The sequence below is a fragment of the Sunxiuqinia rutila genome (genome assembly GCF_050589705.1).
GTDB classification, from domain to species: domain Bacteria; phylum Bacteroidota; class Bacteroidia; order Bacteroidales; family Prolixibacteraceae; genus Sunxiuqinia; species Sunxiuqinia rutila.
On the sequence record NZ_JBNGOT010000016.1, the window covers coordinates 25,719 to 44,686 of the forward strand.

10 protein-coding genes and 1 riboswitch are annotated in these 18,968 nt (G+C 45.6%); of the genes, 7 read left to right on the forward strand and 3 right to left on the reverse strand.

From position 1 onward, the window contains the following. Positions 1-8: 8 nt before the first annotated feature. Entirely contained in the window at positions 9-1,838 is a 1,830-nt protein-coding gene (ilvD, locus tag ACRD6K_RS16830) for a dihydroxy-acid dehydratase (protein ID WP_430974225.1), read from the reverse strand. Positions 1,839-2,450: 612 nt separating this feature from the next. Between ilvD and ACRD6K_RS16835 the strand changes: the two genes are divergently transcribed. Beyond that, positions 2,451-2,846: an HU family DNA-binding protein gene (locus ACRD6K_RS16835; RefSeq protein WP_430974226.1), complete on the forward strand. Its 396-nt coding sequence runs from the start codon at positions 2,451-2,453 to the stop codon at positions 2,844-2,846. 234 nt (positions 2,847-3,080) lie between these two features. On the opposite strand, the gene ACRD6K_RS16840 is transcribed toward ACRD6K_RS16835, so the two are convergent. After that, positions 3,081-5,777, reverse strand: coding sequence for a PKD domain-containing protein (locus tag ACRD6K_RS16840; protein WP_430974227.1), 2,697 nt, complete (start codon positions 5,775-5,777; stop codon positions 3,081-3,083). Positions 5,778-6,298: 521 nt separating this feature from the next. On the opposite strand from ACRD6K_RS16840, the gene ACRD6K_RS16845 reads away from it, so the two are divergent. From ACRD6K_RS16845 to ACRD6K_RS16860, 4 genes are all read left to right on the forward strand, one after another. Further along, positions 6,299-8,071, forward strand: a complete 1,773-nt coding sequence (locus ACRD6K_RS16845; RefSeq protein WP_430974228.1) for an Ig-like domain-containing protein — start codon at positions 6,299-6,301, stop codon at positions 8,069-8,071. A 307-nt stretch (positions 8,072-8,378) separates the two neighbouring features. Next, positions 8,379-10,709, forward strand: coding sequence for a LamG-like jellyroll fold domain-containing protein (locus ACRD6K_RS16850; RefSeq protein ID WP_430974229.1), 2,331 nt, complete (start codon positions 8,379-8,381; stop codon positions 10,707-10,709). Positions 10,710-10,816: 107 nt separating this feature from the next. After that, positions 10,817-12,154 (forward strand): Gfo/Idh/MocA family protein, encoded by a 1,338-nt coding sequence (locus ACRD6K_RS16855; protein WP_430974230.1) that lies wholly within the window; start codon positions 10,817-10,819, stop codon positions 12,152-12,154. Positions 12,155-12,256: 102 nt separating this feature from the next. Beyond that, positions 12,257-13,855 carry a beta-N-acetylhexosaminidase gene (locus ACRD6K_RS16860; RefSeq protein ID WP_430974231.1) on the forward strand — a complete coding sequence of 533 codons (1,599 nt, stop codon included), beginning with the start codon at positions 12,257-12,259 and terminating at the stop codon, positions 13,853-13,855. Between the two features lie 126 nt (positions 13,856-13,981). On the opposite strand, the gene ACRD6K_RS16865 is transcribed toward ACRD6K_RS16860, so the two are convergent. Then, the gene (locus ACRD6K_RS16865) at positions 13,982-15,286 is read right to left on the reverse strand and encodes a voltage-gated chloride channel family protein (protein WP_430974232.1); all 1,305 of its coding nucleotides are present in this window, start codon (positions 15,284-15,286) and stop codon (positions 13,982-13,984) included. 38 nt (positions 15,287-15,324) lie between these two features. After that, positions 15,325-15,390, reverse strand: a riboswitch (Fluoride riboswitch). Between the two features lie 380 nt (positions 15,391-15,770). Here ACRD6K_RS16865 and ACRD6K_RS16870 point away from each other — a divergent pair. Continuing rightward, the gene (locus ACRD6K_RS16870; RefSeq protein ID WP_430974233.1) at positions 15,771-17,000 is read left to right on the forward strand and encodes a prephenate dehydratase; all 1,230 of its coding nucleotides are present in this window, start codon (positions 15,771-15,773) and stop codon (positions 16,998-17,000) included. Between the two features lie 185 nt (positions 17,001-17,185). Then, complete coding sequence (locus tag ACRD6K_RS16875; protein ID WP_430974234.1) at positions 17,186-18,919, forward strand: Na/Pi cotransporter family protein; 1,734 nt, start codon at positions 17,186-17,188, stop codon at positions 18,917-18,919. Positions 18,920-18,968 lie beyond the last annotated feature (49 nt).

The window sequence follows — 18,968 nt, forward strand, 5'->3', positions numbered from 1 at the left end:
ATTAGTTACTAATCAATTAATCGAATTGCACCTTTATCGGCTGATGAAACAAGGCTGGCATATGCTTTCAGCGCTTTGCTCACCACCCGGTTACGTCCTACTGGTGTGTAAGCGTCTTTGCCTTTGGCTTCTTCAGCGGCTTTTCGTTTCGCCATCTCTTCATCCGAAATCAGCAGGTTGATTTTTCGTTCGGGAATGCTGATTTCAATCAAATCACCATCCTCAATCAGCGCAATTTCCCCACCGGCAGCCGCCTCGGGCGATACGTGTCCGATAGACAAGCCCGAAGTTCCGCCTGAAAAACGTCCATCGGTTATCAAGGCACAAGCCTTATCCAGTTTCATGGATTTGATGTAGGACGTAGGGTAAAGCATTTCCTGCATGCCCGGCCCGCCTTTCGGTCCTTCGTAGCGGATAACCACCACATCGCCGGCCTGTACAGCATCGCCTAAAATTCCATTGACTGCTGTGTCCTGCGAGTGAAACACCCGGGCCGTTCCTTTAAAGGTGTACACCGAAGGGTCAACCCCGGCTGTTTTGATGATACATCCGTTGCGGGCAATGTTTCCGAACAAAACCGCCAGCCCGCCATCTTTGCTGTAGGCGTGCTCCATATCCCGGATACATCCTTCGGCACGATCCGCATCCAGCTCTTTGTAATAACTTTCCTGCGAGCCCATCACATTGTTGCGCACACCTGCCGGTGCCGATTTGTATTTTTGAACAGCCACTTCCGATACCCCTTCCTTCGTGATATCAAACTGCTCAATGGCTTCGGCCAGGGTGTACCCGTCCACCCGCGAAACGGAGGTATCCAGCAAGCCACCCCGGTTCATTTCGGCCAAAATGCCCAGAATTCCTCCTGCGCGGTTCACATCTTCAATATGATAGTCCGAATTGGGTGCCACCTTACACAGGTTAGGCGTATTGCGCGAAAGCTGGTCAATATCTTCCATCGTAAAATCAACCCCGGCCTCCTGCGCGATGGCCAAAATGTGCAGCACCGTGTTGGTTGATCCGCCCATGGCAATATCCAGTTTCATGGCATTTTCAAACACAGCCCGGGTGGCAATTCCACGCGGCGTTACTTTGTCATTGCCATTCTGATAATGATCGTAAGTAATGTCAACAATGCGGTCGGCCGCCTCAGCAAACAGTTTTTTACGGTTGGCATGCGTAGCCACAATGGTTCCGTTACCGGGCAAAGCCAGTCCCAGCGCTTCCGCCAGGCAGTTCATCGAATTGGCCGTAAACATGCCCGAGCACGAGCCACAGGTAGGACATGCTTCCTGCTCCACGCGCAATATGGTTTCATCAGAAACCGAGTCGTCGGCAGCCATCACCATGGCATCCACCAGGTCATAAGCTTTATCGTCAATTTTACCGGCTTCCATCGGCCCCCCGGAAACAAAAATGGCCGGGATGTTCAAACGCATCGCAGCCATCATCATACCAGGAGTAATCTTATCGCAGTTTGAAATGCAAACCATCGCATCTACCTTGTGCCCGTTGCACATGTATTCCACACTATCGGCAATCACATCGCGCGAGGGTAAGGAATAAAGCATGCCATCGTGCCCCATCGCAATGCCATCGTCAATGGCAATGGTGTTGAATTCGGCGGCAAAACATCCTCGTTTTTCAATCAGTGCTTTTATTTCCTGACCGATGTGATGCAAATGCACATGCCCCGGCACAAACTGGGTGAAGGAATTGACAATGGCAATCATCGGTTTGCCAAATTGTTCCTCTTTCACTCCATTGGCCCTCCAAAGACTTCGGGCCCCGGCCATTTTCCGTCCTTCGGTAGTTGTGGCTGATCTTAACTTTTTCTGCATTTCAATCCTCTTTTATATTTTTAAAAAAGCCCTTCTCCTATAGAGAAAGGCTTTCGAATTTTATTTGTTCAACAATCCCAGGCCTTTCTTAGTGAAATACTAGAATGACGAGTAGAATGACCAGGTAAATTGCTGTAAAATGTCTCATAACTATAAGTCCTAATAAATGAAAAAAGCCATTCCCCCTATTGAGAATGGCTATCGGTTATACCAACGTACGACATCCTCACTTCGCTTGCGAAATGACCACGAGAAGAATAATGACGTTAAGTATGATAGCCGGAATTTTCATTTTTTTAATTGTTGATGGAGCAAATGTAAAAATTAATCCCCAACACACAAAATTAATTTGTAAGCAAAAAGCAGTTTTTTTCTAGAATTTCGCAGTTTAAACACATTCGCACAAATAAACTAGAAGAAGCCCGAGAAGGAAAACCAAGAATAAAGAGCCAAAAAACGTGAGCGAAGGGCGAAGAGCAACGGGCAGAGGGCATGGAGTGCCTTTGTCTTTGCCTCTGCTTATTTCATAACAACTATTCTATTTATCAATCTAAATTGATTCTAAACAAACATTATCGTAACTTATTCATATTTAACTAAAACCATTTATTTATGAGTATCAACTACAAAGTGATCGCGCGCGTCAATCCAGCCGATCGGGAAGCTGCTCCTAAGTATTATGCTTCCATCAACTCCAAAGGGCAACGTAGCCACCGTTTCATTGCTCACCAAATTGCTGAACGTTCATCTTTGAACGAAATGGATATTCTTTCTGTTATTGAAGGATTTCTTCAAATTGTGCCGGAAACCTTAAACGATGGGTACACCGTTGACTTGGGAGATTTTGGCTCGATGGGCTTAACAGCCAAAAGCCAGGCCACCGAGCAAGAGGATGCTTTTAATGCCAGCCATATTGAAGGTGCCAAAGTACTTTTTCGCCCCGGCAAACTGTTTAAAACTGCCTTGAAGACCGCCGAATTCGTTAAAATGGAAGAAAACGGGCAATAGGCAGGAAACTTAAAAATGTCCTGACCTGGAAAAAAAATGTCCTGACTTTTTCTGGAAAAGTCTGGTTGTTTTTTCAAAAAGGTCAGGGAGTTTTCAGAGAAAAGTCCAGACCTTTTTAAATAAAGTCTGGACTTTTTTAATTTCTCTCTGGACTTTTTTGAAAAAAGTCAGGACATTTTCGGAGCAAGGCATGGAGTGCCTTTGCCTTTGCCTTTGCCTTTGCCTTTGCCTGTTCTACTTCTTGATAATCTTGGTTGAATAGGCGTTTTCTTCCCAATCCAGTCGAAGTACATACATTCCCGGAGCAAGTGAAGCGGTAGAAATTCGCTTTTCTCCTACGGAGCTGTGCACACATTTTCCGGTAATATCAAACAGGCGGGCCATGGCCTGATCCTGCCGGGTATGGGGAAGCTCGATCTGCACATAATCCACCACGGGGTTCGGATAAACCTTGATGCTGGCCTGGCTGATATCATTCAGGGAAGTGATAATTACATCCAGCTCTTGTTCCAGCTGTGCTACCACCTCCTGTTTCTCGTTCAACACTTCCAGCAAGACTAAAAATGCTCCGGACTTGGTGAAGGTATAGCTACAACTGGCTTGACTGAACTGTTGACCATCCTCAAAGCTCCATCTATAACTGTACTTGCTTTTATCAGCCCCACTTACATAAAAGCGGTATTCATCCCCTTCCTGGCTGTAGTTAATCGCCAGATCCACTTTCTCAAAAACCTGCACTTGCTTTTCAAAGCTAATGGCCGGATCATCGGGGTTAAAATCCCCTCCGGTAAACGTATAGCGAATGGTATAGATTCCGGCTTCTTGCAGTATATACCACGGATTATCATAAGCATACATGCCGTCCTCACCATCCTTCCGGTAATAAGTAAACTTAAAAGGGCAGTCATTTAAACCATCAGGAATATCGTTAATAAAGAAGGTTCCAAGGCTAGTCCCTTTTTGACTGGTGTCATTCACTTTTAAGGTATCACCTACATAGTAATTACGCTCTTCAAAGGAAAATCCGGCCTGTACCTTTTCATATACTGAAATATACATGGGCTTGGTCAGGTTCTGATTACCGTTAGGATTAACCACCTCCAGGGTAATGCTCTTTTTTCCGGTAGTCGAATAACTCACCTTAACTGAATCCAGGTTGTAAGTGACCAGCTGCTGTGGGCTTGCTCCCTGCCCGAAACTCCATCGGTATTCCTGGTTGGAGCCGGTACTGTGGTTATCAATGATTACCGTTTCATTCAGGTAAGCTACGGTTTCCCTGGCTTTAAATGCTGGCGTAGCATTGCGATGATAAACCTCAATGTAATCGCTGAGCTGAAAGGTTTCATCCTGACCGGTCGTATTATTAAACACCGTAAGAGAAGCCGAATAGGTTCCGATAGCCTGATAAGTCACGTTAACCGGCTCCTTGCCTGTGGCGGTCTTTGGGCTTGCCATTTCTCCGAAGTTCCAACGGTAGTTGCTGTAATCTCCGTGGGAGTAATCGGTAAACGTTATGGCTTCATTCAGGTAACACAGTTCGCGGTCCGGGTGCATGTAAACTCCTTGCTGCGGATTCGGATCGTAGCCATTAAGGGCCATTACGTCCAGATTTAGCGGATCGAGCCAGTGCTTCAGCTGTTGTCCGTAGGCATCAGAACTGTTCCAGGCTAAGGAAAACATTTGGTAATAATCATCTATCGGCTGTCCACAGCGAGAAGCTCCCCCTGTTAAATCGCCAATAATGCGATGATTTTGGTTATACAACGGGCTTCCTGAAGATCCTCCTTCACTTACTCCGATAGTCCATTCTGCAACTTCCCAATGCGATTCTTTATCAAAGTTCAAATCGGTATTACGAAAGGTGCCATAGGCTATCACGTTTGAATAGCTTTTCGATATCTTCTTCACATCACCCACAGGATGATGAATAGCCACAGCAAATTCTAAATCCTGGTCATTGCGATCCCAACCGGAATAGTAAGGACGGTAGCTTGAAGGAACAGTTTCCGAAAGTTTCAACAAGGTAAAGTCCATGCCTGGCTTAGTTGCCATTACCTGTGAGCCAACAAGCGTTTGTTCCTTATTACCATCCTGACCTAAAACGATGCTTTCATAGTTGAAAAAATATATGGATTTCTGAGCATGTTCATCATCTTTCACACAGTGAGCTGCCGTCAGCAAGTACGGGGTTCCATCCTGAGCCGTATTGTTAATCAACGCACCAGAATATTTTGTGTACCATCCTCCCGGTACATCAGTGCTCCACTGTTCAGTTATCACCTTAACAACACTTCTTTTTTCCCTTTGCCAGCCTTGCCCTGCTAGATCATTTATATCAACCTGACACTCCCCACTTAAACCAAAAGAATTATCATTTTCCCCCTTAATCGCTTTCTCCAGACTGTAAATTAGCTGATCAATGACCAGCTCGGTTTGCGTGTGGTCGGGTTCAAAGTACTCCAGGTGTAAGGTATGCCCTTCAACGGGCCGAATCATCATACCTCCCCAGGGTTTATTGTTATGGTGGGTAAAAGCCCCAATATAGCTGGTACGGTCACTATTCCATACAAACAGTTTACCTCCTTCGGGTAGCTCCCATCGGGAAAAGGATAAACCTAAAGCGGTGGCCTGCTCTGCCCCGATGCTTAATTGGTACCACTTTCCCCCGCTTACTTTCGATACAGAAGCGCTTTCCAGAAAATTCACGGGTGCGGCTATTCCTTTACCATAAATGGCCGTTTTTAGTGTTCCTTTAATCCGGCTGGCTTCTGCCAGCAGGGAGTCACGATTTACCTTCAGCTCCACTTTCGCCACTAGCCGGGCTGACTTTAGTTGAACTTTCGCGGAAAAGGGTTGATCATCCTGGCTAATCTGGCCGGAAAGCCCCGCATGAACAAACAAGAAAAAAGAAAGGAGATATAAATACTTCATACTGAACAAATACTAAACTTTTGTGCGTTTTACGAAGTTTGCAAAGATAAACGAAGTTTAGTTGAATAAAACCGGAAAAGCCCGGGGAGAGTAGCGAGCATAGCGCAAACAGCTTAGAGCTAGGGGCAGAGGGCATGGAGGGAAGCGCAAAGGGCATGGGGCGAAGAGCAGAGTGCCTTTGCCTTTGCCTTACCAGAAAACGAACAAATGATCTTTCTTTTTTCTTAATTTGAAATATTTATTTATTTTTATCTCATTCTCATCCTGCTCGTACAGAGCCCTTTGAAAAGAGCGACGCGATAAGCGCCACGAATCTCCAATGCTTATCACAGGTTATATTCACTGGTCGTTCCAGCACCACCCCCAGGCAATAGCTGTCAGCAGAATGAATAAGCGAAAAGGAGCAGACATGCTTCAGCCTATGATCATGTGAGTCAGTCCGAACCATTCCGCAAAGGCTTGATCAGACTGACAGAACAGTCACGAAAATAAATAACCATAACAAACCAAAAACGTCACCTATGTTAATTCAAAACCGAAGCCTTAAACTTTTAGTTCTTCTCCTGCTGGCCGGTTTCCTATGGACCTGCAAAGAAGATGAGAAGAAACCCGAAAAAGAACCGACTCCTCCTGAAGTTACCATCACTTCCCCTGCTGACCAGTCCGAGAAAGTCCTTGGCGAGGTCATTACCATCAGCGCTACGGCCACAGATGACGAAGGCGTTCGCTTTGTCCGTTTCTACATTAACAACTTAGAAGTTGCTTACCTGGAAAATCCGCCCTATTCCTACCAATGGGATACTTCGGAAGAAGCTTTGGGTGAACACATCATCCGGGCCGAAGCTGTGGACCAGGACAACCAAACAGCCTTGGAGCAGGTGCGGGTGAAACTGGCCGAGCCCAAGCTAAATGTATCGGTTAGCGGTACCTTAAAGAACCGGCTCACCCAGGAAGCCTTGAGCAACATGACTATCGCTTTAGAGAACACCACTGTTCAAACCAACGAGCAAGGAGCCTATCAATTCAGCAATTACCAAACACTGGGGCCCGTATGCACCATCACCAGCGAAGTGGGTTCAGGCTACATCCCTTTTAGCTATGGATTCGACCTGATGGACGATGCCGAACTCACGATTCCCCTTTATGCCTATCCAACGCCTCAAAACGTAAACCCCAAACCGGACGATTTTATCAAAGGAATCAGCTTGTTTGACGCGGGTCCTTGGATGGGAGAAGACCTCTACCCCGATGCCTTTGAAAGCACCTTTGCCCGCTTGAACAGCATGAAGGTCAATGCGGCAACCGTTTTTGATCCGGTATTTGTAACCGTTGTTGGTACCGACTCCGTGAAAATGAGTACGCAGGCTGCCACCACACATTCCTGGGACATGCTTAGCTACTCCCAATATACCAACCTCACCGAAAAAGCCAACGCGCAAGGACTGGACTTAATTTATTGGTTCGGGGTGTGGCCACAGGACGAAGAACAGCTGGACGGGAAGTCATTTAATGAGCTGGTTTTCTCAGGGACGAAACTAAGCGATGAATTCTGGAACGACTGGTTCTCCGAATACACCCGGGTGTTAACCGATTATGCTGCCGTAGCACAAACCAACAACGTTCCTTACATTTCCTTAGGGCACGGGCTCAATTATGCCACATCGCCCGTACTTTTCTCTTCCGAAGCCCGCTACCACGAATTATGGACCAAGCTAATTGCTGACCTGCGCGCAGTTTTTTCTGGCGAAATCCTCTACTTTGGCACTGCCCGGCCATTTGAAGCCCCCAACTACCATGGAGGCCGCGAGGTGGCTTACTTTGAAGATTCCGGATACACCAAAACCTTCATAAACCTATTTGATGCCTTTGGCCTGGTTATTTCAAACATTACGGAGACGGTCAACCCAACTCTCAGCCAAGTCAAAGAGGCCGTTGCCACCACACTGAATCGCTATGCCGATTTTGACAAGCCGATAATCTTATGGATCTGGGCACCATCGGCTGATGGAGCAGCCAATCACTACGGTCATCTGGAGCCGGTTTTGGCGGTAGGCCGCGAAGCCGACAATTTTGAGAAGGATTATTATGAGCAGGCCGATATCTATCAGGGAATCATGGAAGCTGTTAATGAAACAAGCACTAATGTAAAAGGCATACTGTCGCACGGCTACATGTATTATGACCAACTGGAGAAATATGCACCACGTGACATGGAAACCGCCTTTCAAAAATCAGCTTCAGTCAGAAACAAGCCGGCTGAAAAGCTATTGCAATACTGGTTTACCAACTGGTAGCCCTCCATCTTTCTAAAAAGCAAAAGTCCGTTGGCTCATAGATTTATTCCCCTCAGAGCCAGCGGACTTCTTTTCATCCATACCGTCCGGATAAACATCCGATAGATATTACATAGAACAAAGAACTAAGCATATGGGTGGTGCCTTTGCCTTTGCCTCTCCCGGCTCCACCAATGAATTAGATGTCAGGCAGTGTTGTCCGGCTTGCTTACAAGCCTGTTCATAAACTCTGGCAGCAAATCGTCAAATTCGCTCCATTCGCTCCGACTTTATTTTATCTTTGTGTCTTGCCAAAAAGGGAAATAACGTGAACAAACCACTTTTTTTGTCTTTCATTGCCTGTCTGTTTTTTGTGCTATCGGTAAAAGCGCAAAGAATGCCGCTATTGGTTGATGATTTTGCATTCCCTTGTACGTCCTACAACAGTGCAGACCAAGCCAGAATCGGCAACGGCTCGCAGGCTTTTCTTTTTAAACTGAGGCAAACACAACTACCGGCCGACATTGAGCAATTTTTAAAAACACTTGCCGGAAAAACGAAGCATGATCAAGTTATCTGCCTGGCATTTTCAGGCACCTACAACCAAAGCGAGCTTCAAACAGCCTTGCAAACAATTCTGGGCAAGCAGCTCTTCATGCCCAACAACCGCGACAACTGGCCTGCCATCGACTCCTTGCGTCAAACCAACAAAAACATCATTGCGCTATTCAACGAAGACCTGAGCTTTACCACGCCAGCGCAAATTCAGGAGAATATTGCTTACGCTGATCGGTTCTCCAACGATCCCTTAAATCGAATAGTTGTCTTTCAAACTGAGGCAACCGACAGTTTATACAACGAATGCCTGCGCGTGTGGCAACTCACCGGAAAGGTTCCTAACCTAATCGTGGCACCGGCCGAAAAACAGGAAGCTGTCGCCCAGGTTAGTAGCAAGCTCAATAAGAAGCGACGTTTTAAGGCCATCTTCCGACACGAAGACCAATACCTTAGCGAGATATTCTGGAAGAACCGACCGGGCATGATCACCCCTGCCAGGTTTTCATCTCCCCTGTTGAAAACTCAGGAAATTTTTTCACCCTATAAAAACGGGTTTAAAATTACGCCCGGCGAAGTCATTCATCACAGTGGGCTAAGCGATAGCCCCCGGGAATTCATCGCTTACAATAGTTCCATCGAAGATCAACTGAGCATGCACTTCCCCTTTGACAAGGAAGTGAAGAATAAGATTGATCCGGACTGGGATCGAATTATTTCGCACAATGCGACCATTGAAAAAGATGCCGAGAGAGGTCGCGTCCTGCATCTAACAAAAAACAATTCCTTCGTGGATTATGCCAAAGCCAATGAACTGAATTTTGACACCCCCATAAGCATCTCGACCTGGATAAAGCCCGACAGTTTGCGCCCATTCATGGGGATTATCGGACTGGGAACCTCTCTCTCCTTAAAGCTCAACAGAGGGTTTCCTGATTTTACTACGCCCACCATCAAAGACCACCTGCTGGATGAACCGCTGGACTTAAACCGGTGGTACCACATTGCAGTTGTTTTCAACCCCAGTACCAACGTGGAGTTTTACATTAACGGTGAAAAGAAATCAACCATGAATGCTTCGGAAATAGTCGCTTCGGAGCAGTCTGTTATTATTGGCAACAACATTTGGGGCGAACAATTTTATGGTTCGATTGATGAATTGAAAATATGGGATCGCGGGCTTTCGGATGATGAAATCATGAGCATTTACCGAACTCAAAGGGAAGTCTCCTCCTCTTCATCGATTGGCTATTTCCTCTTGTTGGGGCTCCTTGTGCTGGCACTGGTTCTTTTCTGGCTCAGACAGGAGAAAAAGCAAAAAATACGGGTAAAGTCTACTCCGGAACCCAAGGCAAAAGCAACGGCACTGCCAGCTTTCCAAATCCAGCTTTTCGGAAGCTTTCAGTTTTGCACCCAGCCCACCGGAGACATTACCGAGCGTTTCTCCCCCTTGCTCAGGCAGCTGCTGGCATTTTGCATTCTGAATATGCCGGAGTCACCCGAAGGCATCAGTGTTAAAAAGATCACAGACACCTTTTGGCCCGGCATGAATAAAGATAAAGCCAAAGAAAACCGGGGAGCAAACATTAAGAAACTGCGCAAGCTGCTGGAACCGGTTGACGGCATTGAAATTTTATACAAAAACAAACGCTGGCACCTTCAGGTCGATGATAAACTTAAAGTGGATTACTTTCATTTTAAGCAAATCACCGAACAGCTGCAAGAGCAACTACAGCAAAAGACCGTCGATACCGGCTTGCTTCAGCAGCTGCTCTACATTCTCCGGAATGGAAATATTCTTCCGAACATTGAACAGGAGTGGCTGGACTCGCACAAAAGCAAACTGGCTGATGAGACGATAAAAATTATTCAGGAAATACTGCCCTTAATTGAAGAGCAACCCGATTTGACTGTTCAGGCGGCCAAAACCATTTTTCAGTTTGACCCGCTTCATGAGGACGCCTTAAAGTATATTTTGCAAGCCTTATCTGCCCAGGGAAACCACGGACAAGCTCAACAGATTTATGAAGAATTCTGCAAAAAATACAGCGCACTTTACGATGAAGAATATCCCGCCGGCTATGCGGAAACCTTAAAAAAATAGCCTGTTTCCGCATTTTCTTTCGTTGTTCCCCCTTTTATTCCTCCCCTTGTTCCCCTGTAGTAGCGTACATTGCAGCACTTTAAAACAATTTTTAAAACCTGACATAGATGACAACGGACAGAAGGGATTTTCTCCGCACAGTAGGTGCTGCCGGAGCAGGCATGTTTATCGCTCCTCATATTTCAAAAGGAAGTACGCTCTCCAGAAAAAAACAAGGTGAAGTTAATATTGCTTTCATTGGTTGTGGAGGCCGTGGACGCGGACACGTAAAACGCGCAGCAATGACTGAGGGTGTAAAAGTAACCGCTTTTTGCGACATCGATCCGGAAGCAGTGACACGCACTCAAAAGCTCCTTCGCGATGTTGGCGTTCCTGAAGCGGATGTTTATTCCGATGGCGAATACGCTTACCTTGAAATGTTGAAACGTGACGACATTGATGGCGTGATTATTTCAACGCCTTGGCTATGGCACACACGAATGGCTGTGGCAACCATGAAAGCAGGTAAGTATGCCGGTCTTGAAGTTTCTGCTGCCAATACCATCGAAGAATGCTGGGACCTTGTCAACACTTCGGAGGAAACCGGAATGCCATGTATGATTCTTGAAAATGTGAACTACCGCCGCGATGCCATGGCCGTATTGAACATGGTGAAACAAGGCGTATTTGGTGAAGTGGTACACGCTCGTTGCGGCTATCGTCACAGCTTATTGAATGTGAAATTCAACAACGGCCTTCAATTTGGCGAAGAAGCCAAAGGTGAAGCACGCTGGAGAACGCAACACTCCTTAATGCGCAATGCCGATGTTTACCCCACACATGGTCTCGGCCCTATTGCTGCCATGCTGGACATCAACCGCGGAAACCGCTTCCTGTATCTGACCTCCACAGCATCAAAAGCAGTTGGTTTGAAAGATTACATTGAAGAAAAAGGTGGAAAAGATCACCCCAATGCCCAACTTCCCTGGAAACAAGGCGATATTATTACCTCAACTATTAAAACTACCAATGGGGAAACCATCATTGTTACCCACGACTGTAACCTGCCTCGCCCCTACTCCCTGAACTTTCATGTAGCCGGCACCGATGGTGTAACCGACTTTGACTACGGCCACCGCCGCATTCACATTGAGGGGCAGAGCAAAGACCACGCATGGGACGAGTTTCAGGCATGGCAAGACAAGTATGATCACCCACTTTGGAAAAAATATGGTGAAATAGCCAATGGTTCTGGTCATGGCGGCATTGACTATTTTGTTACCCGCGAATTCATTAATGCCGTTAAAGAACAGCGCCAGCCGGTTATGGATGTGTATGATGCTGCAGCCTGGAGTGCCGTAACACCGCTTTCAGAAGCATCAATTGCACAAAACAGTGCTCCACAATACTTCCCCGACTTTACACGCGGACAGTGGATCAAACGCAAACCGGTAGAATTTGTATAACCGATCGTTTTTTTCATAGATTTACATGAGACTGTTTCTTTTCGCAAAGAGACAGTCTCCTAATTAAAAACAAAGCGTCTTACAAACACAAAACACGAACGAATGAAACGATCAACCATCTTATTGGCCTTGTGCCTCATTACGGGCATTACGCTGGCACAACCCCTGAATATTATTCCTCGCCCTCAGGAAATCAAGCAGCAGGATGGGCATTTTGCCATCAACCCGCAAACCAAAATTATCACTGGTGTAGCTGGCTATGAGTCGGCTAAAACCTTACAGCAACAGCTTCAAACAGCTTTCGGACTGGAAAACCAGTTGGAAGAAAACAATAAGCAGAAAGAAAACTACATCCTGTTTAAGCAAAACGGCAAACTCAGCAAAGAAGCTTACGAACTAAATATTTCACCCAAGTCTATTGAAATAAGTGCATCCACTGCAACCGGATGGTTTTATGGCGTACAAACCTTGCTTCAGCTTATGGATGAAAACCCAGGCGAAATTCCGGCAGTAGCCATCAGCGATTCTCCCCGCTTTCACTGGCGGGCTTTCATGCTCGACGAATCACGCTATTTCAAAGGAGCAGAACAGGTAAAACTGTTGCTGGATGAGATGGCTCGTTTGAAAATGAATGTTTTCCATTGGCACCTGGTTGATGATCAGGGCTGGCGAATAGAAATCAAAAAATACCCGCTTCTGACACAAATTGGCTCCAAGCGAAGCAGCACTCAGGTTGGTCCGCTAAAATGGGATAGCCCAATCCAGTCGGCCGAGCCTCACGAAGGGTTCTACACCCAGGAACAAATCAAAGAAATTATTGCCTACGCCAAGGCAAGGCACATTACCATTGTTCCGGAAATTGAAATGCCGGGGCACTCCAGTGCTGCCATTGCCGCTTACCCCTGGTTGGGCACGGCCAAAAAAGAAATTGAAGTCCCAACAAAATTTGGAGTTGGTACCGATGTCTATGATGTAAGCGATCCGAAAGTTTACCAGTTCCTGACCGATGTGCTGGACGAAGTGATGGAACTGTTCCCTTCAGAAGTAATCCATATTGGTGGAGACGAGGTGAAATACGACCACTGGAAATCGTCAGAAACCGTTCAGGCATACATGAAAAAGAATGGTATTGCTTCACCGGCAGGCTTACAGGTTTTCTTCACCAACCGAATTTCAAATTACCTGGAATCGAAAGGAAGAAGGATGATGGGCTGGAACGAAATTATGGGGCATAACCTGCATCATTTTCAGGATGACTCGGACACCAAGGTTGATCAGCAACTGGCCCAGCAAACGTTGATTCATTTTTGGAAAGGTGATTTAAACCTGGCCACAACCGCTGCCAGCAATGGTTACGAGATTGTCAACTCACTTCATTCTCTAACCTACCTGGATTACGATTACCAATCCATCCCCTTGTCCAAAGCTTACCATTTCGATCCGATTCCGGAAGGACTGGCCAAAGAATACCACAGCAAGGTGATTGGAACCGGTTCGCAAATGTGGGGAGAGTGGATTCCGACCAACGGGCACATGCATTTTATGGTTTTTCCACGATTGGCAGCCTATGCCGAGGTCGGCTGGACTGAGCTGGCGAACAAAGATTTCGACTCATTCAAAACAGCCCTAAAAAAGTTACAAGCCATCTGGCAAGAAAAAGGCATTTACTATGCCCCCGATGACTTTGTAGAGAAAAAATAAAACACTACACTCAATTACTACTATTACTACTTACTAATGAAACTCCTTCCGGACGAAAGTCTTGAGGGAGTTTTCTTTTCAAGGAAACAGAGAAGCTTAAAGCAAGCAAGGTGATGGTTTAAAAGCCTACTTTTTCTTTCTTTTCTTCTTAATTTCAGAAAGCTGCAAGCCTTTTTCGCGAATGAAAAAGTTGTGTTTGGGGCTTCCGATAATCTGCGACGAATACACGCCCGAATGTCCGGAAAATAAATACGAAGTGCTGCAGGCAAGCGCAATGAACATTCCTGCTTCAATTCCAAACAGCTCAATTCCCATCACCGTACAGGCAATGGGCGTGTTGGTAGCGCCGGCAAAAACAGCAACAAAACCCATTCCGGCCAACAGTCCCATAGGCAAGGGAATGAACCATACCAAAACGTTCCCCAAGGCTGCTCCAATGTAAAACAGTGGCGTTACTTCTCCCCCCTTAAAACCAGCCCCCAGAGTAAAGGATGTAAACAGTATTTTCAGCAGAAAATCATACGAGTTCAACTTAATTTCAAACGCATCAACAATGGTTGGAATACCCAACCCGATGTACTTGGTGGTACCAATCAAGTAGATAGCGACAGCCAAAACAACTCCGCCAATCACGGGGCGCAAAGGCGAATACCTGATGGTGCGGTTAAACAGGTCGCTCCAGAAATGAGTTGACTTTGAAAACAGCATGGCCACAAGGCCAAAAATAATTCCGGCCAATAATGCCCATAGCAGGTTAACCGGATTCATTTCAGCCACCGAAGCAATGTGATAGTGGGTGTGAGACACATCCCAGATCTCGCAAAAGTAATTGGCAAAAACTGCCGCCAAAAAACTGGGGATAATGGCATCCAGCCGTATTCGACCCAAGATCAGCACCTCGAGGGCAAAAATACCTCCGGCCAAAGGGGTGCCAAATACCGAGGCAAACCCAGCGCTAATTCCGGCAATCAGCATAATTTTCCGGTCACGTTTCGACAAGTTGAAAACCTTGGTAAACCGGTCGGCAATGGCTCCTCCAATTTGAACAGCTGTTCCCTCTCGCCCGGCTGACCCACCAAAAAAGTGCGTTAAAATGGTTCCAAACAACACCAATGGAGCCATCCGGAAGGGAATGATTTTCTCCGGCGTATGAAATTCTTCAAGCAACAGGTTGTTTCCTTTCACCACGCTGTTACCGTATAAATGGTAGGATAAGCCAATAATAAATCCGCCAACAGGAAGCAAGGCGATAATCCACAGGTGCGACTCCCGCCAATTGGTTACCCACTCCAGACTCAACAGAAAAAAGGCCGAAATGCTCCCCACAATTACGCCCAGGACAAGACAAATAAAAATCCATTTCAAAAGATAAATAAGGGAAGGGATTTGCTCGAAAGTGAATAGGAAGTCTCGGATTCTTTTTATGTTCATAGTACCTTAAATAGATGATTCTACATTGGCTTCAGCCATTACACGTAGAAGTCATTAGTTCCGAAACGAAACGGTTTAAGGCAGACCTCATTGCCAATGTCCTGCAAATTTAAGTTAAAAACTTAAATTCACTCTCCGATTCCTGAAAAACGTTTTAAAACAGCAACAGGAATTTACCAATTCGGAGGTAATGCTATGTGACCAAGTCAATGGGGTCAAGGTTTGTAAACGCATGACTGCGCAACTCGGTTAAGATAAATCCGAGCCTGGAGCTCCACGGCTTACTTACCAACAACACCCCACCGGCTAAAGCCAGCTGAAGATCAATCAATCACAAAAAGGATTCAGGAATGATCCGCTTTCAAACTAATTTTTTACTACTTTGCATAAAAAACGAACAAAGAGCAGCCAGCTAACCCTAAACTGAATTTACTCCCTTTTTGATACTGACTGCCATTAATTGAATTTATAAACTAGTTGAACCATGATTAAGATTGGCTACCAAGGAATGGCTGGCAGTAACTCTGAAAGAGCAGCTAAAAAAATTGCCGAAAAACTAAACCTAACCGATGTCGAACTCATTCCGCTCATCTCGTCAAAAAGTGTTATTGGCATGCTTAAACGCAATGAAATTACCTATGGCGTTGTAGCTGTAAAGAACAGCATTGGCGGAATTGTTGAAGAAACCTACAATGCAATTAAAACCGAATTTATTGATTTAGTGGCCACCGAATTGCTGGACATCCATCACTGCTTATTCACTAAAAGCAGTGACATTCCGTTAACACAAATCAACCAGATTGCTTCGCACCCGCAAGCTCTCAAACAATGCAAAAACAACATCCAGGAAAAATTTGGCGATATTAAACTGAAAGAAGTTGAAGACACAGCCATTTCAGCCAAATACCTGGAAAAAGGAAAACTAGGCCTGGAAACAGCTATCCTATGCAGTAAAGAAGCCGGTGAAAATCACCACCTGCACCTGGTTGCCGAAAACTTTGAAGACAACCGTGACAATGTAACGGAATTCAGGATGTTTAAAAACTCCGAAGACCCTGAAAAAGAAGACATCTCCCTGATTGATCAAATGCTTCACTACTCGTTCACCGATAAAGGTCTTGGTACCTTGAGCAAAGCATTAATGATGGGCGCCATCTTTATCACCCTGTATTTTCAGAAAGACTTTGGCATGTCGAATTTTGAAACGGCCAGTACCATTGGCGGCTTGCTATCCGGGGTGTTCTTGTTCTTAACTTCCTCAAAACTGAAAAACAAAGTTCGGTATCGCTCCATCATCGGACATTGGAAATACAATTCCATTCCGCAAAACAAATCCATCAATGATCTGGATCAAAAATATGAAGTTCCGAGAATTGTCAAAATTGAAGAGATTGACGGCGAGTTACTATTCAGTGGCTGGATGTGCGACAATGAAAATGCCCAGCTGTTCTCGAGCCAACGGGTACTAATCTCCGAGTTAGGCAAACGAAACGGGAAATTGATTTACTGGTACAACACCCCATCTGTTATGAGTCGGGAATATGATTTGAACGGCATTGTCACCCTGGGATGGAACATCAACAACCCCGCTTCAAAAATCAATAAGATGTCGGGGTGGTATTTAGGGAAATCAACCAATGAAATCGGATCATTGCACTACACTCGTATTTCAAAAGAAGACTTCAACATTATGAAGAAAAGTGATTACCTCTAAACCGAAACATTCAGCATTAGATACACCACATTTCAGCCTGCGGATGGAGCTAAAAGGGAAAAACAATTCAGGATACTTTACGGATCACTCGAATGATTCTTTTCAGCTTTTCCATTTCTGTAGTCGAATATTTTGTCCAGAGGTTCGATAAGTAATATATTTAGCGCAAAATTTTTCAACGCATTATGAACTACTCCATATTTGACCTCCTCAAACTGCTGGGGTCACTGGGATTCTTCCTGTTTGGCATGAAACTGATGAGCGAATCCCTACAAAAAGTTGCCGGCGATCGCTTGCGAGGAATCCTGTCGGCAATGACTTCGAACCGATTTAAAGGCATATTTACCGGTTTCCTGGTTACGGCCATCATCCAATCATCGTCGGCCACAACGGTGATGCTCGTCAGCTTTGTTAATGCCGGGCTGGTCACTTTTGCCGAATCCATCGGGGTAATCATGGGGTCCAACATTGGAACCACAGTAACCGCCTGGCTCATATCTATTCTAGGCTTTAAAGTTGAAATCAGCATGTTGGTGTTACCGCTAATCGGCATAACCTTCCCACTGCTTTTTTCTAAAAACACCAACCGCAACAACTGGGGAAGCGTCATCATTGGCTTTGCCATTATTTTCATTGGTCTTGATTTTTTAAATCACTCCACGCCAGACATCAATAGCAATCCGGAAATACTGCGCTTTTTAACCAACTTCTCCAATTATGGTTATGGCTCTGTTCTAATCTTCCTGTTTATTGGTGTTATCCTGACCATGTTAATCCAGTCATCCAGTGCGGTAATGGCCTTAACCCTGGTGATGTGCTTTAACGGATGGATTGCTTTTGACATGGCAGCAGCTATGGTGCTTGGACAAAACATAGGTACGACCATTACCGCTAACCTGGCCGCTTTGGTAGCCAACACCTCTGCCAAAAGAACCGCCACAGCGCACTTATTTTTCAACATGCTTGGTGTATTGTTGCTCTTGCCGGTATTTTTCCCGTTTCTCGACCTGATTAGCTCCATTACCGTGCACAATGGGTTCGATTCCCCTCTGGCAACGGCAGGACAGACCAGCCAGCAAACAGCAGCAGCCATCCCCATCGCCCTTTCTATTTTTCACACCATATTCAACCTGCTGAATACCTTTATCCTCATCTGGTTTGTTAAGCCGCTGGAAAAACTGATTGTGAAAATTGTCAAACAAAAAGAGGACGATGAAGAGTTCCGCCTCCAGTTTATCAGCACCGGGCTTCTGTCTACCATCGATTTATCGATTTTGCAAGCCCGAAAGGAACTGATGGTGTACACCGAGCGAGTTGAAAAAATGTTTTTCCACACCCGGGAACTGCTGCAGACCCATTCAGACAAAAAAATTACGCACTACCAACACAAGATCAAAAAGTACGAAGAAATATCGGATCAGCTTGAAGTTGAAATTGCTGCCTATTTAGCGGAAGTCTCCAAGCAAGAGCTCAGCCACCAGGCCGCAGAAAACATCAACAAAATGCTGCAAATAACCACCCATATTGAAAGTATTGCCGACTCGTGTTACTCCATTTCGAAGGCCATCAGCCGTAAAACATCGGGCAAGCTTCAGTTTAACGAAGAAATGTATGGAAACCTGCTCCGCTTTTCCGATCGCATTTCAGAGCTGTTTTGCCTCATGATTGGGGTTGTAAAAGATGCCGAACTCTCCATCGATATTCACGAGGTGAGGACCTTAATGCAGAACATCAAAAAAGATCATGACAAGCTGCAACAGGAGCATTTTAAAAATCTGCGAAAAGGAGGCTACAAAACAAAAGTGGGTGTTATCTACGCCGATATTTACACCGAGCTTTTAAAAATGGGCGTACTGGCCGACGAAGTAGTCAGCCTATTGGTGTATCAGGAAAAACCGGTCGTTGAAAAGATTTACTGATCCGGGAAACACCCAATCAGTTCTGGAGTCAAACAACAAAATCCAAACT

What these genes read in the sequence shown, in the direction of transcription:
- ilvD (WP_430974225.1), bottom strand. Translation starts at nt 1,838, where the DNA reads ATGCAGAAAAAGTTAAGATCAGCCACAACTACCGAAGGACGGAAAATG.
- ACRD6K_RS16835 (WP_430974226.1), top strand. Translation starts at nt 2,451, where the DNA reads ATGAGTATCAACTACAAAGTGATCGCGCGCGTCAATCCAGCCGATCGG.
- ACRD6K_RS16840 (WP_430974227.1), bottom strand. Translation starts at nt 5,777, where the DNA reads ATGAAGTATTTATATCTCCTTTCTTTTTTCTTGTTTGTTCATGCGGGG.
- ACRD6K_RS16845 (WP_430974228.1), top strand. Translation starts at nt 6,299, where the DNA reads ATGTTAATTCAAAACCGAAGCCTTAAACTTTTAGTTCTTCTCCTGCTG.
- ACRD6K_RS16855 (WP_430974230.1), top strand. Translation starts at nt 10,817, where the DNA reads ATGACAACGGACAGAAGGGATTTTCTCCGCACAGTAGGTGCTGCCGGA.
- ACRD6K_RS16860 (WP_430974231.1), top strand. Translation starts at nt 12,257, where the DNA reads ATGAAACGATCAACCATCTTATTGGCCTTGTGCCTCATTACGGGCATT.
- ACRD6K_RS16865 (WP_430974232.1), bottom strand. Translation starts at nt 15,286, where the DNA reads ATGAACATAAAAAGAATCCGAGACTTCCTATTCACTTTCGAGCAAATC.
- ACRD6K_RS16870 (WP_430974233.1), top strand. Translation starts at nt 15,771, where the DNA reads ATGATTAAGATTGGCTACCAAGGAATGGCTGGCAGTAACTCTGAAAGA.
- ACRD6K_RS16875 (WP_430974234.1), top strand. Translation starts at nt 17,186, where the DNA reads ATGAACTACTCCATATTTGACCTCCTCAAACTGCTGGGGTCACTGGGA.